18 protein-coding genes are annotated in these 16,878 nt (G+C 66.8%); 8 read left to right on the top strand and 10 right to left on the bottom strand.

Annotated elements, in window-relative coordinates:
• Window positions 1-9: 9 nt before the first annotated feature.
• From IC234_RS17120 to IC234_RS17105, 4 genes are all read left to right on the top strand, one after another.
• The gene (locus IC234_RS17120) at window positions 10-2,088 is read left to right on the top strand and encodes an ExeM/NucH family extracellular endonuclease (protein WP_190926954.1); all 2,079 of its coding nucleotides are present in this window, start codon (window positions 10-12) and stop codon (window positions 2,086-2,088) included.
• Window positions 2,089-2,098: 10 nt separating this feature from the next.
• Window positions 2,099-2,704, top strand: a complete 606-nt coding sequence (locus IC234_RS17115) for a pentapeptide repeat-containing protein (protein ID WP_190926952.1) — start codon at window positions 2,099-2,101, stop codon at window positions 2,702-2,704.
• A gap of 304 nt (window positions 2,705-3,008) precedes the next feature.
• Window positions 3,009-4,043: a LacI family DNA-binding transcriptional regulator gene (locus tag IC234_RS17110; protein ID WP_190926950.1), complete on the top strand. Its 1,035-nt coding sequence runs from the start codon at window positions 3,009-3,011 to the stop codon at window positions 4,041-4,043.
• A 187-nt stretch (window positions 4,044-4,230) separates the two neighbouring features.
• Window positions 4,231-5,883, top strand: coding sequence for an MFS transporter (locus IC234_RS17105; RefSeq protein WP_190926947.1), 1,653 nt, complete (start codon window positions 4,231-4,233; stop codon window positions 5,881-5,883).
• 51 nt (window positions 5,884-5,934) lie between these two features.
• Here IC234_RS17105 and IC234_RS17100 read toward each other — a convergent pair whose 3' ends face one another.
• The 10 genes from IC234_RS17100 to IC234_RS17055 form a co-directional block, all read right to left on the bottom strand.
• A complete protein-coding gene (locus IC234_RS17100; protein ID WP_190926945.1) occupies window positions 5,935-6,363 on the bottom strand; it encodes a hypothetical protein in 429 nt (142 codons plus the stop codon).
• 68 nt (window positions 6,364-6,431) lie between these two features.
• Window positions 6,432-6,806 (bottom strand): DUF433 domain-containing protein, encoded by a 375-nt coding sequence (locus IC234_RS22215; RefSeq protein WP_190926943.1) that lies wholly within the window; start codon window positions 6,804-6,806, stop codon window positions 6,432-6,434.
• Between the two features lie 38 nt (window positions 6,807-6,844).
• Window positions 6,845-7,483 (bottom strand): HAD family hydrolase, encoded by a 639-nt coding sequence (locus IC234_RS17090; RefSeq protein ID WP_190926941.1) that lies wholly within the window; start codon window positions 7,481-7,483, stop codon window positions 6,845-6,847.
• Window positions 7,484-7,588: 105 nt separating this feature from the next.
• A complete protein-coding gene (locus tag IC234_RS17085; protein ID WP_190926939.1) occupies window positions 7,589-8,356 on the bottom strand; it encodes a creatininase family protein in 768 nt (255 codons plus the stop codon).
• 72 nt (window positions 8,357-8,428) lie between these two features.
• A complete protein-coding gene (locus IC234_RS17080) occupies window positions 8,429-9,709 on the bottom strand; it encodes a M48 family metallopeptidase (RefSeq protein WP_190926937.1) in 1,281 nt (426 codons plus the stop codon).
• Between the two features lie 218 nt (window positions 9,710-9,927).
• Window positions 9,928-10,479 carry a GNAT family N-acetyltransferase gene (locus IC234_RS17075; protein ID WP_223827732.1) on the bottom strand — a complete coding sequence of 184 codons (552 nt, stop codon included), beginning with the start codon at window positions 10,477-10,479 and terminating at the stop codon, window positions 9,928-9,930.
• 200 nt (window positions 10,480-10,679) lie between these two features.
• Window positions 10,680-11,042, bottom strand: a complete 363-nt coding sequence (locus tag IC234_RS17070) for a VOC family protein (protein ID WP_190926935.1) — start codon at window positions 11,040-11,042, stop codon at window positions 10,680-10,682.
• Between the two features lie 166 nt (window positions 11,043-11,208).
• Window positions 11,209-12,516 (bottom strand): TPM domain-containing protein, encoded by a 1,308-nt coding sequence (locus IC234_RS17065; RefSeq protein ID WP_190926932.1) that lies wholly within the window; start codon window positions 12,514-12,516, stop codon window positions 11,209-11,211.
• An 83-nt stretch (window positions 12,517-12,599) separates the two neighbouring features.
• Complete coding sequence (locus tag IC234_RS17060; RefSeq protein ID WP_190926929.1) at window positions 12,600-13,229, bottom strand: YhcH/YjgK/YiaL family protein; 630 nt, start codon at window positions 13,227-13,229, stop codon at window positions 12,600-12,602.
• A gap of 52 nt (window positions 13,230-13,281) precedes the next feature.
• Window positions 13,282-13,857, bottom strand: coding sequence for a GNAT family N-acetyltransferase (locus IC234_RS17055; protein ID WP_190926927.1), 576 nt, complete (start codon window positions 13,855-13,857; stop codon window positions 13,282-13,284).
• A 122-nt stretch (window positions 13,858-13,979) separates the two neighbouring features.
• On the opposite strand from IC234_RS17055, the gene IC234_RS17050 reads away from it, so the two are divergent.
• The 4 genes from IC234_RS17050 to IC234_RS17035 all read left to right on the top strand — a co-directional run bounded on the left by IC234_RS17050 (window position 13,980) and on the right by IC234_RS17035 (window position 16,876).
• Window positions 13,980-14,411 (top strand): hypothetical protein, encoded by a 432-nt coding sequence (locus IC234_RS17050; RefSeq protein WP_190926925.1) that lies wholly within the window; start codon window positions 13,980-13,982, stop codon window positions 14,409-14,411.
• A 47-nt stretch (window positions 14,412-14,458) separates the two neighbouring features.
• Window positions 14,459-14,878 carry a hypothetical protein gene (locus tag IC234_RS17045; RefSeq protein WP_190926923.1) on the top strand — a complete coding sequence of 140 codons (420 nt, stop codon included), beginning with the start codon at window positions 14,459-14,461 and terminating at the stop codon, window positions 14,876-14,878.
• 234 nt (window positions 14,879-15,112) lie between these two features.
• Window positions 15,113-15,763, top strand: a complete 651-nt coding sequence (locus IC234_RS17040; protein WP_190926920.1) for a helix-turn-helix domain-containing protein — start codon at window positions 15,113-15,115, stop codon at window positions 15,761-15,763.
• A 135-nt stretch (window positions 15,764-15,898) separates the two neighbouring features.
• A complete protein-coding gene (locus IC234_RS17035) occupies window positions 15,899-16,876 on the top strand; it encodes a hypothetical protein (RefSeq protein WP_190926918.1) in 978 nt (325 codons plus the stop codon).
• Window positions 16,877-16,878 lie beyond the last annotated feature (2 nt).

Raw genomic sequence — 16,878 nt, 5'->3', positions numbered from 1 at the left:
TTGAACTGCATGATAAAGCTTTACACGGCCTCGCGCGGGGCTGTTCTCACGGCGCTGCTGGCCGCAGCCAGCACGCTGGCCCGGGCCCAAACCGTCACGCCCATCGGCACCATTCAAACCAGCGGCGCCCTGGCCACGGCGGGCACCTACACCGTCGAGGGCATCGTGACGGCCGTGTACCCCGGGCTGAGCCCGGCCGGCTTTTATGTGCAGAACGAGACGGCCGGCGCCGACGGCGACCCCGCCACCTCCGACGCCCTGTACGTGGTGCAGACGGCCCCCACCGTGGCGGCCGGCACGCGCGTGCGCGTCACCGGCGCCGTGCAGGAAATGCCCACCACGCCCTCGTTCAACCAAGCCGTTCTCACCAGCCCCACCGTCACGGTATTGGCCGCGGGCCAGAACCTGCCGCCCTTTACGCTGCTGAACAATGCCACCTTCGCCATTGCCGATGCGGAGGCCTTCGAAGGCATGCTGGTGCAGTTTTCGGCGCCGGTCACGGTATCCGACGTGGCCACCCTGAAGTCGCGCGGCGAGCTCAACATCTCGACCCAGGGCCTGGTGTACCAGCCCACGCAGTACGTCGACCCCAACGACGACCCGGCCACCGGCACCAGCAGCACCGGCACCACCAACGTGCCCGCCGTGAACGCCTACCAGGCCGCCAACGTGCAGAAGTCGCTGCTGCTCGACGACGGCCTGGCCGCCCTCAACCCCTCCCCCACGCCCTACCTCGACGCCGCCACCGGCACCGTGCGCGTGGGCAGCACCATTGCCAGCCTGCGCGGCATTCTGGGCTACGGCTCCAGCAAGTGGCGCGTGCAGCCCCTGCCGGGCGCCGCCCCGGTGGTGACGACGGTGCGCCCGCCGGTGCCCACGTTCAGCCCGCTGTCGGTGAAGCTGGCCAGCTTCAACGTGCTCAACTACTTCAACGGCGACGGCGCGGGCGGCGGCTTTCCCACCTCGCGCGGGGCCCTCACCCTGGCCGACTTCAACCGCCAGCGCGCCAAAATCATCACGGCCATTGCCCAGATGAACGCCGACGTGGTAGGCCTGATTGAGATTGAAAACGACGGCACCGGGCCCAACTCGGCCATTCAGGACCTGGTGAATGGCCTGAACCAGGCGCTGGGCGCTGGCACCTACGCCATCGTCAACGACGGCGTGCTACGCCAGCCCAACAACACCGACCTCATTCACTGCGCCATCATCTACAAGCCGGCGGCCGTGACGCCCTACGGCAACGTGCTGCTGGCCAGCGTTACGGGCGTGTTCGAGCGCCCGCCGGTGGCCCAGCTCTTCATCACGACGCGCACGGCGGCGCGCGACACGTTTGCGCTGGTCGTCAACCACCTCAAGTCGAAAGCCAGCGGCAGCGGCGCCAATGCCGACCAGGGCGACGGCCAGGGCGCCAGCAACTTGCGCCGCAAGCAGCAGGCCACGGCCCTGGTGCAATTCATCAACGGCACGGTGCTGCCCGCCGGCACGCGCTACGTGGTGAGCGTGGGCGACTACAACGCCAACTACGAAGAAGACCCCATGGACATTCTGCGCGCCGTCGGCTTCGTGCTGGGCAGCCCGGCCAGCAGCGCCTCCTACGTGTTCAGCGGCCTGAGCGGCTCCCTCGACCACGCCGTGCTTACGCCCAACCTGCTGGGCTACGCCGCCGTGGAAAAGTGGCACATCAACGCCGCCGAGCCCGAATTTCTGGAATACGACGTGGCCGGCGCGGCCACCGACGTCAGCAGTCCCTTCCGCTCTTCCGACCACGACCCCGTGCTCATCGGGCTGAACTTCGGCGGCGTGGTAACGGCGGCCGCCCGGCCCGCGGCGGGCGTGCAGATGGAGGCGTTTCCCAACCCCGCCGCCGCCGGCTTCACCCTCCGGATAACGGGCCTGGCCGCCACCGAGCCCCTGACGCTGGACGTGGTGTCGGTGCTAGGCCAGCGGGTGCTGGCGCTGCACGGCCCGGCCGCCGGGCTGCCGGCCGAAACCGCCCAGCGCACGGCGAGCCTGGCGCCCGGCGCCTACCTGCTGCACCTGCGCGGCGCTGGCTTTAGCCAGACACTGCGGGTGGTGAAGCAGTAGCTTTGCCGGCATGAAACCCGCCCGCCGCAAGCCCGCCGCCCTTCGCAAGCCCGACCGATTTCCTGAGGAGAATGTGGCCGTGGGCTGGGACGCCCGGCACCTGCTGAGCCACACCGAGTTCGACGAGTACCGGTTTGTGAATTGCGACTTTAGCGGGGCCGACTTCAGCCGGCTGCGCTTCAGCGAGTGCCTGTTTGAGCATTGCAACCTGGCCACGGTGCGGCTGGCGGGTACGGCCCTGCAAAACGTGGCCTTCGCCGACTGCAAGCTGTTGGGCCTGCAGTTCACGGCCTGCCGCGACATGCTGTTTGGCGTGCATTTCGACCAGTGCCAGCTGCGCTACGCCTCCTTTGCGGGGCGCACCCTGCCCGGCACCCGCTTTGTGGGCTGCGGGCTGGAAGAAACCGACTTCGCCGACGCCGACCTGACCGGCGCCGTGTTTCAGGACTGCACGCTGGCGGGCGCGGTGTTTCAGAATACCCGGCTGGCCGGGGCCGATTTCACCACCGCGTCCGGCTTCATCATTGACCCCGAAACCAACCCGCTGCAGGGCGCCAAGTTCACCCTGCAGGGCCTGGTGGGCGTGGTGGCCAAATTTGGGCTGGTGATAGAATAAAGGCGGCCAGGCAGCGGCTTGCGCCGGAATGTGCCCATGCAGCTGGCGCATTGCCTGAGCAACTTTTTTGGCGGCAGCGGCCCGGATTCGTTTGCGGCTAGTAGATTGCGGCTGAATTCCCATCTATGCCCGAAAAGGACGCTTCTAACCACGGCGCCCACCTGTTTTCGGTAAATTGTCAGCACCCCGCGCCGGTCCAGCGCGGGACCAAAGCACGAGCAGCTGCCGGCCGCGTCCTGGGCTGGCGGCGCCGGCCACTGCGCCGGGGCTCGGGTATTTCATCACTTCGCTACAACCTACAGAGATGGCCAATCGCCGCGCCTCCATTACTGACCTGGCCAAGACGCTGGGACTTTCCCCCTCCACCATTTCGCGGGCCCTGAGCGACCACGACGACGTGAGCGAGGCCACCAAGGCCCGCGTGCGCCAACTGGCCGAAGAGCTGCACTACCAGCCCAACCAGCTGGCCGCCGCCCTGCGCCGCGGCCGCAGCAACACGCTGGGCGTGCTGGTGCCGCACATCACGGGGCACTTTTTCCCACAGGTGGTGCACGGCATCGCCACCGAAGCCGCCAAGCTGGGCTTCAACGTGATGATTTGCCAGTCGAACGAAGACTCGCGCCAGGAGCAGAAAAACATCGACCTGCTGATGAACTCGCAGGTGGAAGGCATTCTGGTGTCGCTGGCCAACACGACGCACAGCTTCGGCCACTTCGAAGCCGTGCGCCAGCAGAACATTCCGCTGGTGTTTTTCGACCGCGTGGTGGAGGATTTCAGCGGCAGCAACGTGAGCGCCGTCATGATTGACGACTACCAGGGCGCCTATCAGGTGGTGACGCACCTCATCGAGCAGGGTTGCACCCGCATTGCCCACTTCACCGGCCCGCTGCACCTCAACATCCACAAAAACCGCCACCAGGGCTACCGCGACGCCCTGCAGGCCCACGGCCTGCCCATCGACGACGAGCTCATCATGTTTTGCGAGATGAGCCAGAAGGGCGGCACCGCAGCCATGCGCCAGCTTCTGAAGCTGCCCCAGCGCCCCGACGCCGTGTTTTCGAGCAACGACCTGGCCGCCATTGGCGCCATTCAGGCGGTGAAGAGCGCCCGCCTGCGCGTACCCAAGGACATTGCCGTGGTGGGCTTCAGCAACGAGATGTTCACGATGCTCACCGAGCCCATGCTGAGCAGCGTGGACCAGCGCTGCGAGCAAATGGGCAAAACCGCGGTGCAGCTGCTGCAAAAGATGCTGAAAAGCGGCCCCAACCGCCAGGGCCCGCCCAAGCCCATCGTGCTCAAGCCCAAGCTACTGGTGCGAGAGTCGTCGCAGAAACGGTAGAAAGTCGTTGTTTTATCTGTCATCCTGAGCGCAGCGAAGGACCTTCTCACGCCTGAACAAGTGGTTCTGTCTTGAGAAGGTCCTTCGCTGCGCTCAGGATGACAGATAAAGCCTTTTACTGCTCTCAGCCGTAGGAAGCCATTCGCCCCTTTCGATTGTTGAAGAGGGTAGAATTCTGCTGCTTTCGATGACGCCGACCACTGCCCCACCCCCGCCCAAGGCCACGCTGCTCACGCCCTTCACCATTGCCATTTTCCGGGCCGTCTGGATTGCGGGCATGGTGAGCAACGTGGGCACCTGGATGCAGAACGTGGCCGGCGTGTGGCTGGTCACTACGCTCACCACCTCGGCCCTGCTCGTGGCCCTCATGCAGGCCGCCACCAGCCTGCCGGCTTTTTTGCTGAGCATGCCCGCTGGCGCCATGGCCGACATGGTGGACCGCCGCAAGCTGCTGCTGTTCACGCAGGGATTCATGGCCGTGGTGGCGTCCATTCTGGGGGTGCTCACGCTCACGGGCGGCATTTCGGCCTATGGCGTGCTGGGCTTCACCTTCCTGCTGGGCATGGGCGCGGCCCTGAACGCGCCCATCTGGCAGGCCGTGACCACGGAGCTGGTGCCCCGGCCCATCCTGCCGTTTGCCATCACGCTGAACGGCGTGAGCAACAACATTGCGCGGGCCATCGGCCCGGCCATTGGCGGGGCCATCATAGCTTATTACTCGGCCGGTTGGGTGTTTGTGCTCAACGGCGTGTCGTTTCTGGGCACCTGGGCGGTGGTGTATTTCTGGAAGCGGGAGCAGGCCGTGGCCAGCGGCCCGGCCGAGAACTTTCTGGGTGCCTTGCGGGCGGGATGGCGCTACGTGCAGTATTCGCCGGCCATCTACGGGGTGCTGGTGCGCACGTTTGCGTTTTCGTTTGGGGCGGCGGCCATGTGGGCGCTGGTGTCGGTGGTCATTGCCCGCAAGCTGCACCTGAGCTCAGGGCACTACGGCGTGATGCTGTCGTGGCTGGGCGCGGGCGCCGTCACGGGGGCTTTCCTAATGGGCCGGGCCGGCTCGCGGCTCAACTTCAACCAGCGCGTGCTGCTGGGCGTGCTCATGTTCGGCGTCACCAACCTGGCGCTGGCGCTCGTGGCCCAGATTTATGTGCTCTACGCGGTGATGTTCCTGTCCGGCATTGCCTGGCTGATGGTGATGACCAGCTTCAGCACCACCGTGCAGCTGAACGTGCCGAAGTGGGTGCAGGCCCGCGTCATTAGTGTGTACATGCTGGTGTTTCAAGCGGGTTTGTCGTTGGGCAGCCTGGCGTGGGGCGAGCTGGCCGACCACCTCACCCTCCAAACCTCGCTGCTCATCGCGGCCGGCTGGATGGTGGCCAGCGCGCTGCTGGCCTTCCCCTTCCCCATGCGCTCGGCCGAAGGCCTGAACCTGGACCCCGCCGAGCACTGGCCCGACCCCAAAACCGACGGCCACATCGACCCCGACGACGGCCCGGTGGTCATCATGATTGAATACCACGTGGAGCCCGCCGACTGGCCGGCCTTTCGGGCCGCCACCGAGCAGCTGACCCGCCTGCGCCTGCGCGACGGCGCCCTGCGCGCTGGCGTGTTTGCCGACGTGGCCCACCCCACGCGCCTCACCGAGTTTTACTACGTGGCCACCTGGGGCGAGCACCAGCGCCAGCACCACCGCTTCACCAAAGAAGACCAGGCCGTGGAGGCCCAGGTGCTCCGGTTGCACAGCGGCCCCGCCGAGCCGCGCGTGACGCACTTCCTCGCCTTCCCCAATACGTCGAACGTGGAAATGGCCACGCCCATGCAGACGCTGGAGAGCCAACGGTAGGAATCAGAAAGGCTTGTGCAACTGCTGCGTTAGGCTCGCCACGACGGATGGCTACTGGCCTTCCCGGCGCTTCTGGTCGAGCCAGGCGTTGGCGGCGCCTTCGTCGATGAAGCGGGCGTATTGGAAGGAGGCATTGGGCGAAGGATTTTTTTCAGCCATGTGGGGGTCGGCTTCCACTTCGCGCAGGTGGTTGGGCAGCACCAGGAAGGCCACGTAGAGCGGGGCACCCATTTCGCGCTGCACCTGCGGCAGGAAGGTGGTCACCACCCATTCGGGGCCGTTCAGGCGGCGGTCGGTGCGGCGGCGCGCGTCCATCAGCCAGTGGTGGCACTGGTGCTCCTGCGCGGCGCGGCGCATGGTTTCGTAACCCTCGCGCAGCTGCGCGTCGTTGATGGAGCACAGCCAGCGGCCAATCAGCAGGCACGAATCGGGCCGGTAGGCAACGTGCAGAAAAGCAGTCGAGGCAAGGTCCTGATACATGAAAAAAGCGGCTCAGTTGGCGGCGGCGCGGTGCCCAAAGCTACGCATCTATTCCGGCTTGCAACTGGTCATTTGGGCGAGTGCGGCCCCTCAACATTTCCTTTGGCAGACGGGCCGGGGCTGCGCTCCCACAGCTGCTTCAGAAACTCCTGCTCGGCCAGCCAGCGGCTCTGGCGGCTCAGTATCCACTCTTCGGACGTCTGGTCTTCGGCCGTGGGCGGGGTGCGGTCGTGGGGCTTGAGGCGCTCGGCGGCAAAGGCAAGGCAGGCGCGGAAGTCTTCGGGTTCGAGCGCCGGGTGCGCGGCCAGCAGCTCGGCTTCGGTGGCGCCGCCGGCCAGCCACTCCAGCACCTGCCACACGGGGTAGCGCAGCCCGCGCACGGTGGGCTGCCCGTTGCAAATGGACGGATGAATGGTGATGCGCGGAAAGACCGGGAATTTCATGCCTCCAATGTACGAACAAGCCCTTTTTTCAGCATCATTCAGAGCAGCTCCTGCAAGTCGGCCAGCCGGTCGATGCGCGTGGGCGCTTCGGCCTCGGTGAGCTGCCCGAAGCCGTAGGTGGCGAAGATGAACGGCACGCCCGCGCCCTGGCTGGCGGCGAGGTCGCCGGGGGTGTCGCCCACGTACACGGGCGCTTGCAAGCCGTATTCGGCCACCACTTCCCGGATGTTTTCGGCCTTGGAAAGCAGTTTGGTGCCGTAGCACTGGTGCCCCTCGAAGAACTCGCCGAGCCCGCTGTGCTTGAAAAAGGCCTCCACGTAGCCCAGCTGGCAGTTGCTCACGATGAACAGCCGGTAGCCCCGGCCGCGCAGGTAGCGCAGGGCCTCGGCCAGGCCGGGGTAGGGCGTGCCGCCGTGGTCCGTGGCCGCGGCCAGTTCGTGGCGGGCACAGAGGGCGCGGTATTCGTCCAGCTTATCGGCCGGCAGCTTGGGAAAGAGGCGCTCGTACACCACGGTGTAGGGCTGGCCGGTCACGGCCTGCACCTGGGCCAGCGTCACGTCGTTTTCGATGTAGTCGACGCTGCCGCGGGCTGCTTGAAAGGCCCGCGTAATGGCTTCTGAGGCATCCCACAGGGTGCCGTCGAGGTCGAAGATGACGCTATCGAATTGGGAGGGCATGAAATCAGTGAGCAGTTATCAGTGAGCAGTTATCAGTGAGCAGTTATCAGTTGGAAGCTTGCTGAACGATGCTGTTCACTGCTCACTGATAACTGTTAACTGTATTTATTCATACAAATCCTGTGGGTCGGCGGCGGCTAGCTCTACCAGAAACTGGGCAATGTTGGTGGTTACGGCTTCCAGGAAGGCGGCGCCTTTTTCGGCGGTGGCGGCGGCGGGGTTGCCCACGCCGGTGTCGGCGCTCACCTTGCTCCACTCGCGTTGGGCCCAGGCCCAGCCCTGGCGCAGGGCCGCGATGCGGAACTGCCGGGCGGCGCCGTTGCCGGCTTCGGCCAGGGGGCGCACCAGTTCGGGGGCGATGTGCTGCATCACGCTGGTTTCCAGCTCGTCGGCGTGGTCGCCGGGCGCGCTGAAGTACTGGTTGCGGTCGGCGGCTTTAAACCAGTTGAGCGTGCTCAGAAACACCGTCGGAAACTCGGCCTGCAGCTCGCGCAGGATTTGGCGGAAGTCGTTGCCGCCGTGGCCGTTCAGGATGACCAGTTTGGGTATGCCCTGGCGGGCCAGCACCTGCACCACGTCGCGCAGCAGCGCCAGTTGCGTGCTGGGGCTCATGTTGATGTCGAGCGTGATGTCGAGTTGGCCGGTGTTCACGCCGAAGGGCACGCAGGGCAGCACCACTGCTTTGGCGCCCTGCTCCCAGGCTTTGCGGGCGGCCTCGGCGGCCACGTAGTCCGACTGGTAGTTGTCGGTGGCGTAGGGCAGGTGGTAGTTGTGCGCCTCGGTGGCGCCCCAGGGCAGCACCACCACTTGGTAGGCGTTTTCCTGCACGGTTTTCCAGGTGGTTTCGGCGAGGATGTAGGGACGGGCGGGCATGGTTTTCAGGCTTGTGGTGGACAGTACACAGCCCTGCCCCGGCGGCAAGGCGCCCGCAAGTTCGCCCCCAAACTACTTTTCGCCCAGGTGCTCGGCTTTCCAGCGCATGGCAGTGTGCACGCGGGTGTGGCCGCTGGGATGGTCAAAAAACAGTGCCTCCTCCAGCGGCGCGGGGTCAATCTTGCGGTATTCCGACAGCTTCATGGCGATGGTGGCGAAGCCATCGGGCTGGCGGGCGGCGTTCAGGCCAAACATGTCGGCCTCCTGCTCCTGGGTGCGAATAATGGTGTTGAGCACCGGCGTGGCCAGGAAGCTGAGCACGGCTAGCAGGGCCACCGCCAGCGGCAGGCCGCCCACGTCGGCACGGTCGGCCACGCCCCAGCGCGGGCCGTAGCGCGCCACCAGCCGCGTGAAGGCCCAGTCGAGCGCCCACAGCCCCAGCCCGATGAGCACAATGAAGAACACCAGCATTTTCTGGATGTGGTTCAGCACGTAGTGGCCTAGCTCGTGGCCCATCACGGCCTGCACCTCCTGGGGCGTGCTGCGGCGCAGCAGGTTGTCGTTGAGCGACACCCGGATGGTGCTGCCGATGCCGCTCACGTTGGCGCTGATGCGCTTGCTCTGGCGGGAAGCGTCCACGAGGTACACGTTGTCGGCGGGCACGCCGTTGGCCCGGGCCATGCGCAGGATGGCGGCACGCACCGGGCTGGCGGGCAGCGGCGTGTACTTGTTGAACAGCGGGCTGACGAACACCGGGCCCAGAAAGATGCTAATCACCAGAAACGCGCCCACAATGCCCGTGCCCCACACCCACCAGCGGCTGCCGGCGCGCCGAATGGCCGCGTACAAAGCCAAAATCAGCAGGCTGCCGAATACCACGTTCAGGGCCAGGCTCGTGAGGTTTTCGCTCAGCCACTGGCCAAAGCGTTGGTTGGACAGTCCGTACTGGTGTTCGCGGAAATAGCCCTCGTACACCGCCAGCGGGAAGCTCAGCAGCCAGGCCAGCAGCAGGTAGGCGGCGGCGTAGGCCAACGTGCGCAGAAACCGCCGCGGCAGCCGTTCCGTCCAGGCCCTAAGGCGCCGCGACAACCCCAGGCCCAGAAACACGGCCGCGATGCCCACGGCATACAGCACGTCAATCAGCAGCAGCCAGTAGCCCCCCTCGAAGTACGCATCGGAGCTGGCTTTCTGGGCCGGGGTGAGGGTGCTGAGGTAGGCCTGGGTGGCGGCTTCCACGTCGAAGGCGGGCTGGGCGGTGGCCGGCGCTGGTGCCGTAGCCGGCGCCTGGGCCCAGGTAGTGCCAGCGGCAGCCAGCAGCAGGAAAACCAGCAGAAATTTTAGAAGTGTTGGCATAAGAAGCGGAGCAGAAAGCGGTGAGCACCACAGCGGTGTGGCGCGCAAGCTACTCTATTCCACCCGGCGGGCCAACCAATAACAGAGGATAGTAGAAACGCAATATTTTGCGTCTCGGCGTTGAACGTCTTGCATTGAACGGCGTGGCGCCAACGACACCCGAACGGCGCGAACGACGAGACGCAAGATATTGCGTCTCTACACCAATAAAGCCCTACTCACTCCCCCGGCCGCTCCAGCAGCACAATGGGCTGCTCGTGGTAGGTGGTGCGGGCGTATTCGCGGTAGCCAAACTTATGCGCCAGGCGCAGCGAGGGCTCGTTTTCGGGGTGAATGATGCACACGGTGCGCACCGGCCCGAAATGCTGCTGGCCCCAGGCCAGGGCGGCTTCCACGCCCTCGGTGGCGTAGCCCAGGCCGTGCACGGCGGGGTCGAGCACCCAGCCGATTTCCGGGGCCTCGCCCAGGGGCGGGTCGAGGGCGCGCTTGAGGCTGAGGAAGCCAATGCCGCCCACGAAACAGCCGCTGGCCTTTTCCTCCACCGCCCAGAAGCCGTAGCCCATGATGGCCCAGTGGCCGGCGCTGCGCAGCAGGAGTTTCCACACCTCCTCGGCGGGCATGGGCTCGGGCGTGAAGTAGCGGTGGTATGCCGGCAGCCGGCTCATGGCAAACCAGCCGTCGAAGTCATCGGCACGAAAGCCGCGCAGGCGCAGGCGGCTGGTTTCCAGCACCGGCACGGCCGAGGCTATAGTATTATGTTCAGGCATCATGATTTGGAGAAGGCTATTGCAAGTGGAGACGCAAGATGCTGCGCCTCGTCGTTGAACGGCTCGCGTCTGGTTGGTCTGAACGAAGCCCGAACGGCGCGGACGACGAGACGCAAGATGTTGCGTCTCTACCTCGTTCTGGCTCCTGGCTGATTTCCCTGACGGCGCGGCCGCCGAGACGCGAATACGCGTCTCTACACCGTTCAGGCGGGCAGGGCGAAATGCGGGTTTTGGATGACGCCCAGCAAGTTGCCGAAGGGGTCGAGCACGGCGCCGAGCAGGATGCCGCTGCCCACGTCCTGCACGGCCTCGCTGGGGTGAGCGCCCAGGCTCAGGAGGCGGTCGTAGGCCGCGGCGGCATCGGGCACGCCCCAATAGGCGGTGGGGCCGGCCTGGCCGGCGGCGGTGTGCTGCGGTATCAGGCCCAGCTCGTAGCCGCCCACGTTGAAGCCCACATAAAAGGGCTCGTTGAAATACGGTTCCTGCTCCAGCGCCCGGCTGTACCAAGCCGTGGCCTCAGCCAGATTTCCCACCGGATACACCACTGTGCGCAAGCCCTGAAACATCGCCAAAAAAGTTTGTTGAAGAATCCGGCCGAAAGGTATAGCGCTTTGCCGATTTACGCTCCGGTCCACGCTCGGACAGGTGCGCGCAGGCCACGGTATTCATGCAAGAAGCCCCGGCGCACAATGCGCCGGGGCTTCTTTGTTTCAGTCTGATTATCGCCGCCCCTTACCAAGAGCCGCTGTTGTCGTCGCCGCTGTCGAAGCCGCCGCCGCCCGTGTCGCCGGAGGAGCTGTCGTCGTAGGAGGAATTGTCGTCCGACGAGAAGTAGTCCGACGAGTTGTCGGCGGCCGTGTTGTCGTCGGAGAAATAATCAGGGCCGGGGCTGTCGGCGGCGCCTGTGCCTCCGCCGTCGCGGCTCGAGAAGTAGTCGCTGGCGGCGCCGGTGCCCGCGGCCCCGAGGCCTGCCCCGGCCGCCCCAGCCGCGCCGGTGTTGAAGTTGGTGTTGTCGTTATCGTTGGTGTAGTTGTGCCCCGAGGTATCGTGGCCCGATGCCATGCGGTTGCCGAGGTAGGCACCGGCGGCCGCAGCGGCGCCGGTGGCCAGCACGCCGCCCATGCCGCCCATCATGCCGCCCCCGCCCTGGTTGGGCGCATTGCCGTAGCCCGGGCCGCCCTGGTTGTAGCCCTGGTTGTAGTTGCCACCCGCCGGGCCGCGGTTCGAGCCGCCCCGGTTGGGCAGGAAGTCGGGCGTAGGTCCCGAGGGGCCCGCGTTCGGGTTATTGGCGGCCGCGGCGGCGCTGCGGTTGCGAAACATGCGCACCACAAACCACAGAATACCCCCGATGACCAGCGCCCCAATCAGCAGCGTGCCCATGCCGGGGCCCGACGGCGCGGGCTCGACCGGCGGGGCAGCCAGCACGGGGTCGGTGGGCGGCACCGGGGCGGGGTCCTGCGAGAGGTTGCTCGGGGTGTTGATGTCGGTGCTGGTGCCCGCGTTGCTGGAGGCGGTGCTGCCGGCCTGGCCGCGGGTGGCGGCGTTGGGGTCGGCGGCGGCCATCAGGGTGTTCAGGCCGGTGCGCAGGCCCGCAAAATAGTTGCCCTGCTTAAAGCCGGGGCCCATTTGGCTGATGGCCTGCTGCGTCACGGCCGGGGTGATGCTGCTTTGCAGGCCGCTGCCCGGCTGAATGCTGATTTTCCGGTCTTTGGCGCTCACCAGCACCACCACGCCGTTGTTTTTGTCGCGTTGGCCCACGCCCCAGGCCGTGCCGATGGCGCGGGCGTAGTCGGCCACGTCACGGCCGCCGAGGGCGGGCACGGTCACCACCACAATCTGCGTGCCGTTGTTGTCGGCGTAGCGGCGCAGGCCGCTTTCCAGCTTTTTGGCATCGGCCGGTGCCATGAGGCTGGCCTCGTCGTTGACGAAATGAAACGGCTGGGGCCGCGGGGGCACGTCGGCGGTGCCGGTTTGGGCGGCCGCGGGCAAGCCCAGCCCGGCCGACACAAACAGGAATACGAGAAACAGTAGTTTAACCATAGCACTGGGGGAGAAGAGTGGAAGAAGGGAATCTTCCGCCTTGTACGGCCCCGGTGCCGGTTTGGCTGTTGGACGGGCTGGCCCTACTGCGCCACGCGCACCTTCACCACCACCTTCTTGTCTTTGTCGATGCCCTCGACCTTGATGTTGGGCCGGTGCACGTCTTGCGGAAAAAACAGGTAGATGGTGCCCGGCCGCGCTTCGTACTGCGGGCCCTCGGCCGAGTAGTTGGCCACGTCGCGGGCCTCGTCGTAGGGCTTGATGACCGTGGCCTTGTCCATGGGCACCTGCCCTATTTTCTCGGCCCCGCGCACCACGTACTGCATGTCGATGTATTTGCGGTGCGACTCCCAGTTGGTGTTGGCGTACTCCTTGGTGGGGTTGTCGGTCACGGCCGCAAACACGTTGTCGGCGTCGATGGGGTACTTGCCCACGGGCAGCTCTTCCAGGTTGGTGTCGCGGAAGTAGGCAAAGGCTTTGTCCCAGGCCGCCTTGTTGGCGGTATACTGCTTGGCAAATTCCACCTTGTTCACCGATTCCTGCACGTTCAGCTTCAGCCCATTGGCCCACACCCGGCTCCGAAACCACTTGTCGGCCTTCTGGGGCGTCCAGCTGTCGGCGCTGGTGTGGGAGGCGGCGGGGCCGCTGGTGGTGCAGCCCAGCGGGGCCAGCGCCAGCGCGAAGAAGCCGTATTTCAGCAAAGCATTTTTCATGGAAGAGCGGAGCAACAGGGACCGGGGATGCGGCAAATGTAGCCCACGGCCGCTACGGTTGGGGCGGCTGCGGGGCGGCAGTTTCGGGCAGCTGCGGCTCCACGGCGCGCTCGTAGCGCAGGCGGCCGTCGGGGGCCGGGCCCGTGGCCACGAAGCCGTTGCGCAGCAGCACTTCCTGCGAGCCCGCGTTGCCGGGCTCGGTGTGGGCCACCAGGCGGCGCACCTGGCCCGTAGCCGCGGCCTGCGCCACCAGGCCGCCCACCAGTTCGGTGGCCAAGCCCTGCCGGCGCCAGTCGCTGGAAATGGAATAGCCGATTTCGGCCGTGCCCTCGGCGTCGGGCGGGCCCATGAAGCCGCCGCTGCCGATGAGGGTGCGGGGCGTGTCGCCTTCGGCTTTGCGCAGGGCATACCAGCCGTACCAGCCCGCGGCGTCGCGGCCGCCGGCCGTGAGCTGCTCCAGAAAGAACTCCATGGCCGGGCGGTCGTACTCGCCGGGCGGCCAGTCTTCGGGCAGGGCAGCGCCCAGCAACACGGGAAAATAGTGCGGCTTGTGCAGCTCGGCCGTGAGCAGGGCGCGGCTGGCGGCCAGAATGAGCAGGCGCGGCGTGTGGGTGATGAGCGGAATCATAGCCCGAGTATACGGCCCCCGGCGCGGGCACGGCCAGCCCGCCGCACCGGGCCGGGCATGCGGAGCCGGCGGGTGCCCGAAAGTATATTTGCCGGGACTGTTCGACCCGTGGGTGTGTGCCGATGCCGATAACTCTCCTTTCTACCTCCGAAGCGCTTGACCTCTACCACGATGAGGAAAACAACTGGCTGTATCTGGATTGGAAGGGCGCCCTAGAGCTGGCCAACGTGCAGGAAGACTGCCAGCGCATTCTGACCTATATAGGCCAACTTGGCACCCCCAAAGCCCTCAACGACAACTCGCACATCACCCACATCAGCTGGGAGCTGCTGAAGTGGGTGGCCGAGGTGTACCTGCCGGCCACGGCCCGGGCGGGCATGGCCTGCGTGGCCTGGGTGCACAGCCGGGCCCTGGAGTGCCGCAGCGACGTGGAGCTGCTGCTGCCCGTGGCCGACAACTGCCCCCCGCAGCTGAGCATGTTCGACGACGTGGCCGCCGCCTACGCCTGGCTGCGGAGCGTGCGCCTGCCCGCCGCGCCGGTGGGGCAGCAGTAAGGCCCGGGCCGGCCTGCCCAAGCCCGCCGGGCGGTACCTTTGCGCCGATGAACCAAACGGCCCTGCCCCTGCTTTTTGAGAATACCGCCGGCCAGCTGCAGGCCGACCCGGCTGGTTTTCTGCGCGCTACCTGGGGGCCGCGCCGGCGCACCCTGGCCGAAACGCAGGCCCTGTTTAACCAGATGCTGCGCTGCCTGCAGCAGCACGGCTGGGGCCGCATCCTGATAAACCAGCTCACCATGCCGCCCTTCTCGCCCACCGAGCAGCAGTGGATAGCCCAGCACTGGCTGCCCCGGGCCGTCACGGAAGGCGGCTACCGCTACGGGGCCGTGGTGGTGTCGCCCGACGTGCTGGTGCGCTTGGCCACCGCCTTCGTCACGACCAGCGTGCAGGGCCTGCCCCTCACCTACCGCTCCTTCGACACCGACGCGGCGGCCACGGCCTGGCTGGCCCAGCAGCCGGCCTAGCCAATCCGCCCCGTGCCGGCCATGCTTGCTCGCTGCTTTTTGCTGGTTGCTGCCAGCCACTCATTGGCCCGGCCGCCGCGCTTGGCCCAGGTGGCGGCCGCGTGGGCTGGGCCCGGCGGCGCCGGCGGAAAGCTAGCCCCAGCTCGCGGCGCACAAACCAGCCGGGCCCTTTACCTTTAGCCCCGAGTGCGCCGGGCGCATTTTCTGCCGCTGTTCTACCCCGTTGTTTTCCGCATGTCTGAGTTTTCCGGTGCCCGCATTCTGGCCCTTCGCAAAAGCAAGGGCTTGTCGCAAGAAGTACTGGCGGAGCAGTCGGGCGTGAGCCTGCGCACCATTCAGCGGGTGGAGCAGGGTGCCACCGTGCCGCGCGGCTACACCGTGCAAGCCCTGGCCGCCGCCCTGAGCGTGCCGCTCGAAGCCCTGCACGCCGAGCCTCCCCCCCCCGCAGCCCCAACGCCCGCTGAAACCCTGCCGGGGCCGGTGCCCACCCTGGCCGAGCCCGTGAGCACCGCCGCCGCTCTGCCCTCCAACCCCGACTACCTGCAGCTGCTCAACCTGAGCGCCCTGAGTTTCCTGGTGCTGCCGCTGCTGAACCTGGTGGTGCCCTGGCTGCTGTGGCGCGCCCGCCGCCACACCACGGCCCACGTGGCCGAGCTGGGCCGCCGGGTGCTGGGCTTTCAGCTGCTGTGGCAGGTGGCCACTTTCTTTCTGGTGCTGCTGGCGCTGGCCGCGCAGCTGGTGCTGTACCGGCGCTACCACACGCCCCTGCCCGAGCTCTGGCTCACGGCCCTGATTGGCACCTACGCGGCCAACGTGGCCACCGTCGTGTACTACAGCGCGCAGCTGCGGCGGGGCAATTTCGACGTGTACCGCTACCGGCTGTAGGCGGGCGCCAATTAATTCGCCCTCACTACCAGCACCTTGCCCCAAGTGGCGGCAAAATGACGGGGTAATGACGCCCGACTTCGGCAGTAGCGCCGGATACTTTTGACGCAGTAATCCTCTCCTTTTTTCTGCGTCATGAAACCCATTTTCAAAATCCTGCTGGCCGTGCTGGCGCTGTTCGTGCTGAGCAGCATCGGCGGTTATTTCTACTTCCGCCAGCAGTTTCTGCCGCCGGCCAACCAACTGGTGGTGTCGGGGCTGCCGGCCGCCACGCCCTTCGCCTGGCTGGCCGACACCGCCGCCGGCCGGGCCATGCCGCACGCCGCCGTGCTGGTGCCCGTGCGCCTGCCCAACTGCCCGCGCACGTGCTACCTGCAGTTCGACACGGGCGCGCCCTACTCGGTGCTCTACGCCCGGCCGCTGGCGGCGCTGCAGGCCCGCTACCCGGCGCTGCGCTCGGCCCTGGCGCTGCACGGCGACACCCTGCGCGACTTCCGCTTCGGCCTCGGCCAAAGCCAGGTGCGGGCGCACTGGGTGAAGACGCGCAACCTGGGCGCCGCCGCGCTGCCCGCCGACACCCTCGCGCCCTTCATCATCGGCACGCTGGGGGGGGATGTGTTGGAAGGCCGCGCCCTGGTGCTCGACTACGCCCGCCAGCGTTTCAGCCTGCTGCCCGCCGTGCCCGACAGCCTGGCCCAGCGCACCGACTTCGTGCCGCTGGCCTTCGACAGCCGCCGGCCGGTGTTCACGGCCGGGCTGCAGGGCGAGCCGCGCAAGCTGTTCTTCGACACGGGCACCAGCGCTTTTGCCCTGCTCACAAGCGAGGGCGAATGGCAGAAACTGGCCCGGCCCGGCGCCCCGGTGCGCACCCAGGCGACCAGCTCGTGGGGCCGGCCGCTCATGTCCTACACCGCCCCCACGGCCGCCGCCGTGCAGCTGGGCACCGCCACGCTGCCGTTGGGCACCGTGAGCCACATGACGGGCACCAGCTTCACCCAAAACCTGCTGATGCGCTTTTCGGGCATGGGCGGCATGCTGGGCAACGAGCCCTTCAGCCAGCGCGCCGTGGTGCTCGATGTGCAGGGCGGCCGGTTCGGGCTGGTGCGGCCCTGAGC

It is taken from the genome of Hymenobacter armeniacus, from assembly GCF_014699055.1.
Taxonomy (GTDB): Bacteria; Bacteroidota; Bacteroidia; order Cytophagales; family Hymenobacteraceae; genus Hymenobacter; species Hymenobacter armeniacus.
Note: the sequence above shows the minus strand (reverse complement) of the source record. Positions and strands in the feature narration are given on the sequence as shown.

Coding starts and splice junctions, on each gene's coding strand:
- IC234_RS17080 (WP_190926937.1), bottom strand. CDS start 9,709: ATGCCAACACTTCTAAAATTTCTGCTGGTTTTCCTGCTGCTGGCTGCC.
- IC234_RS17105 (WP_190926947.1), top strand. CDS start 4,231: ATGACGCCGACCACTGCCCCACCCCCGCCCAAGGCCACGCTGCTCACG.
- IC234_RS22215 (WP_190926943.1), bottom strand. CDS start 6,806: ATGAAATTCCCGGTCTTTCCGCGCATCACCATTCATCCGTCCATTTGC.
- IC234_RS17070 (WP_190926935.1), bottom strand. CDS start 11,042: ATGTTTCAGGGCTTGCGCACAGTGGTGTATCCGGTGGGAAATCTGGCT.
- IC234_RS17090 (WP_190926941.1), bottom strand. CDS start 7,483: ATGCCCTCCCAATTCGATAGCGTCATCTTCGACCTCGACGGCACCCTG.
- IC234_RS17065 (WP_190926932.1), bottom strand. CDS start 12,516: ATGGTTAAACTACTGTTTCTCGTATTCCTGTTTGTGTCGGCCGGGCTG.
- IC234_RS17060 (WP_190926929.1), bottom strand. CDS start 13,229: ATGAAAAATGCTTTGCTGAAATACGGCTTCTTCGCGCTGGCGCTGGCC.
- IC234_RS17110 (WP_190926950.1), top strand. CDS start 3,009: ATGGCCAATCGCCGCGCCTCCATTACTGACCTGGCCAAGACGCTGGGA.
- IC234_RS17055 (WP_190926927.1), bottom strand. CDS start 13,857: ATGATTCCGCTCATCACCCACACGCCGCGCCTGCTCATTCTGGCCGCC.
- IC234_RS17035 (WP_190926918.1), top strand. CDS start 15,899: ATGAAACCCATTTTCAAAATCCTGCTGGCCGTGCTGGCGCTGTTCGTG.
- IC234_RS17075 (WP_223827732.1), bottom strand. CDS start 10,479: ATGATGCCTGAACATAATACTATAGCCTCGGCCGTGCCGGTGCTGGAA.
- IC234_RS17085 (WP_190926939.1), bottom strand. CDS start 8,356: ATGCCCGCCCGTCCCTACATCCTCGCCGAAACCACCTGGAAAACCGTG.
- IC234_RS17050 (WP_190926925.1), top strand. CDS start 13,980: ATGCCGATAACTCTCCTTTCTACCTCCGAAGCGCTTGACCTCTACCAC.
- IC234_RS17120 (WP_190926954.1), top strand. CDS start 10: ATGATAAAGCTTTACACGGCCTCGCGCGGGGCTGTTCTCACGGCGCTG.
- IC234_RS17100 (WP_190926945.1), bottom strand. CDS start 6,363: ATGTATCAGGACCTTGCCTCGACTGCTTTTCTGCACGTTGCCTACCGG.
- IC234_RS17040 (WP_190926920.1), top strand. CDS start 15,113: ATGTCTGAGTTTTCCGGTGCCCGCATTCTGGCCCTTCGCAAAAGCAAG.
- IC234_RS17045 (WP_190926923.1), top strand. CDS start 14,459: ATGAACCAAACGGCCCTGCCCCTGCTTTTTGAGAATACCGCCGGCCAG.
- IC234_RS17115 (WP_190926952.1), top strand. CDS start 2,099: ATGAAACCCGCCCGCCGCAAGCCCGCCGCCCTTCGCAAGCCCGACCGA.